This is a genomic window from Enterorhabdus sp. P55 (assembly GCF_009911695.1).
Classification (GTDB): Bacteria; Actinomycetota; Coriobacteriia; order Coriobacteriales; family Eggerthellaceae; genus Enterorhabdus.
In genome coordinates, this window is sequence record NZ_QWKK01000191.1 from 1 (window position 1) to 2,347 (window position 2,347).

The following is a 2,347-nucleotide window of genomic DNA, read 5'->3' on the forward strand; positions in this document are numbered from 1 at the left end:
GTCCGGGGGTCCGGGGGTCCGGGGGTCCGCGATCACTGGAAAAGAAAACGAATGTTTCACGTGAAACATTTTGCGCGACAAAAAAAACGGGACAAGCAAGAATAAGGCGAGGCACAAGCGAGAGCGAGACTAAGGGCAGGGCGTCAGTCAGGCAGAGCGCAGGCACGAGAAACAAACGGGCCGAGGAGATCGCGCGAGGTCGAAGAGCCATCCAGATCCGGTGGTGATCAGGTGGTTTAACAGTTCGACAGACGGCGGACCATACGAAACGCGTCGAGCCAACGGCCGAAAAGCCGCAGCAGGCACAGCACGCAGCAACCGGCAGAGCGAGAGCAGCGCACAAGCGAAAGCAGCGCAATACGCTGCGACGCAGCACGACGAAACAACAGGCGATGGAGACATGGCGAACAGCCCAGAGGGCGCGGCTCGGCGAGCGCGGCGACCTGACGCCCCATAGCCCGACGCGTCCCGGCGCCCCAGCGACCCAACAGCCCAATGCTCTCGCAGCCCGGCGGCCTAGCTACCCGAGACCCCATGACCCCGCAGCCCGGCGAGCACACCTCGGCGCCCCAGCCACCCGCGACCCGGAGGGCGCGGCCCGGCGATCTGGCGACCCACGCCCCCCGGCCCGACAACCCGGAGGGCCGCGATGCGGCAAGCGCGTCTCAGCGACCCGGCGCCCCATAGCCCGGCGACCTGACGCCCCATAGCCCGGCGCATCCCGGCGCCTCAGAGACCCGGCGTCCGACGCCTCCCAGCCCAGCAGCTGCGCCCAGCGTCCCGGCGACCCCGCGACCCGGAGGGCACGGGCCGGTGGCCTGGTGCCCCATAGCCCGCCCCCGCAGCCCAACACTCCGCAGATCAGCGAGCGCAGCCCGACGACCCCTCGATCCGTCAGCCCGACGGATACAGCCCAGCGACCGGCGACCGGGCAACCCAGCGACCCGAGGCCCCAGGACCCCGCAGCCCGGCGAGCACGCCTCGGCGCCCCAGCCACCCGCGACCCGGAGGGCGCAGCCCGGTGGCCTGGCGGGCCACCCCCCCGGCCCGACAATCCGCGACCCATCGGTCCGCGGCCCGACAAGCACAGCTCGGCAGCCCAACACCCAACGGCCAGCGATCCGGCGAGACGATCGGCGGTCACCGGCCTAGCGTCCTCGCGGCCTAGCGGCCCGGCTACCCGAGACCCGGAGGGCACGCCCCAACGATCCGATGACCACGCCCCCTACAGCCCGGCAGCTCGCAGTCCAACAAAAGCGACCCAGCGGCCTGGCGCCCCGCAGCTCGGCGAACGCGGCCCAGCGGCCCGGCTACCCGAGACCCCAGCGCCCAGCCACCCGCGACTCAGCGGCCCGCGCCCCGGCGACCTGACACCTGCGCTCGGCGGGACGGGCCGCCTGGCGCTTTGGGAGCGACTAGGCCTTGAGGAGCTCGAGGGACTGGAGGGCGGCGAAGGGGATCTTGGTTCGGACGAGCCAGAGGTCGCGGAGGATCTCGTCCTTCTGGCTGACGAGGCCCTCGCGGGTGACGTAGGCGTCGCCGTCGTAGTAGGTAACGCGGACGAGGGAGCCGCGGGCCACCTGGGCTAGGGCGGCGTCAAGCTCGCGAGCCTCCTCCTCGGTGAGCTCGCGCCGGGGCGTGGGAACACGCTCCCGCTCGTGCACGAGCTCGTAGTAGCCGCGCAGAGCGGCGAAGGGCATGAACTGACGGGCGCGATCAGGATGCGGGCGCCCGATGGCGTGACGAGTTGCGGCCTCGTCGCCCGGTTCCGTCCGCTCGCGATCATTCGTCATAGCCATCCCTCCTCCATCATCCTCACTTGCTCCCCGCCACTCGCAGCAGCCGAGACGCTCCGCCGCCTGCCCACCCCAACGGCCTCCTGGCCGCACGCGATCAGAGACGACCCGGGTCCTCGGCGATGGCGACAGAGCCTCCTCGATGGCCCCCTACCATGGTGTTACGCTCGCGGGCGGTGGCCTTTTCCTGGAAGCTCGTGCCTTTGAGCAGGGCGTTCTTGCCGAACTTGTCCTTCACGGCCAGCACGGCCTCCTGCATCTTGCGCTCGCGGCCCTCGGCCTCCCAGTCGGTGAACAGGTCGTAGGTGGCCAGATCCTCATCAACGAGGTTGCCAAAGCCCAAGCTGATGCGGCGAATAGGCTTGGCCGGATCCACGATCTCCTCGTAGAGCGCGTCGACGTAGCCCTGCAGGCGCCGCAGGGAGCTCGTCCGCTCGGGAATCTTGCGCGTGGCATGCGCGGCCGGGCCCCAGCCGCCGCGCGCCGGCCGCGCGCCGTGCTCGCCCACGAACACCTCCCGCGCCCCGCGGCCGGCGCCGCCTCCATCCTCA

Annotated in this window: 1 protein-coding gene and 1 pseudogene; both read right to left on the bottom strand. The window is 70.9% G+C overall.

Going from position 1 to position 2,347, the window contains the following annotated elements:
• Positions 1-1,415: 1,415 nt before the first annotated feature.
• Complete coding sequence (locus D1643_RS10635; RefSeq protein ID WP_160710584.1) at positions 1,416-1,793, bottom strand: YolD-like family protein; 378 nt, start codon at positions 1,791-1,793, stop codon at positions 1,416-1,418.
• Between the two features lie 100 nt (positions 1,794-1,893).
• A pseudogene (locus tag D1643_RS10640) lies at positions 1,894-2,347 on the bottom strand (hypothetical protein); the annotation flags it as partial.

Coding starts and splice junctions, on each gene's coding strand:
- D1643_RS10635 (WP_160710584.1), bottom strand. CDS start 1,793: ATGACGAATGATCGCGAGCGGACGGAACCGGGCGACGAGGCCGCAACT.